The organism is Oceanihabitans sediminis, from assembly GCF_003337215.1.
Classification (GTDB): domain Bacteria; phylum Bacteroidota; class Bacteroidia; order Flavobacteriales; family Flavobacteriaceae; genus Oceanihabitans; species Oceanihabitans sediminis.
In genome coordinates, this window is the sequence record NZ_QPIG01000016.1 from 1 (window position 1) to 967 (window position 967).

1 rRNA gene is annotated in these 967 nt (G+C 26.8%); it reads left to right on the top strand.

Annotation, left to right across the window (positions count from 1 at the left end):
- Positions 1–78 (top strand): 5S ribosomal RNA (gene rrf / locus DU428_RS13650); the annotation flags it as partial.
- Positions 79–967 lie beyond the last annotated feature (889 nt).

A 967-nucleotide genomic window follows, 5' to 3' on the forward strand; every position in this document is an offset into this window, starting at 1 on the left:
CTTACCATTCCGAACAGAGAAGTTAAGCCCATTAGCGCCGATGGTACTACATTGTGGAAGAGTAGGTCGTCGCCTTTTTTAAACCCTTCATTATTTATTTAATGAAGGGTTTTTTTATGCTTTATTGCAAAGGTTATTGCTTCCAAGTAATATTGTTTTAAAAACAACTAGATATATTTTGAAGCTTTAAGAGAAATAGGGTATTTGCTTATTTCAACTAACAACTAACAACTAACAACTAACAACTAACTGTTAGATTTTATTCATAAAAAAAAATTTGATGACTATCTAGGTCTAAAAGGAGATAAAGATCTGTCCAGTAATTATACATTTTAAAACTAAAAAGGTTCTACGCATCATTAATTAAGAGTAGAACCTTTTTTTTATAAAATTATTACTGTAAAGTATTTATAACAGGTGTTGTAATTACTAATCTAGTTTTTATCAGATCCATTCTTTTTATATTTTACCACTAACCACTAACCACTAACCACTAACCACTAACCACTAACCACTAACCACTAATTACTAAATATTATGATTCTATTGATTAAAAATATTTAATAATAAATACAGCTTTTGTCTTGCGATGGACTTTATATAAAGACTAATTGTAATATAAAATTCTAATTAAAGGAATTTATATAAGATGATTTTTTAAGTCTTCAGAATATTTGTTGCCTATAATTCCAAAAAGCTTATTAGATTTTTATACAATATGACTTAAAAGGATAACTTTTATATACTTCCTGGAGGCTTACCGGATAGAACCTTTTTATATATTAGATGGTTTATAAGATCCGTTTCACTAATGATACAGGATATACTTGTATATAATTGAAAAATAATCAACTCATAACCCCTTAAAAATAAGGTTATAAAAAGCGGTTAAAAAATAATTAAGAAATTAATATAAAAAAGTCATTGTTGTATTAAAAAAGGTATCTATATTTGCACCCCGCTACGG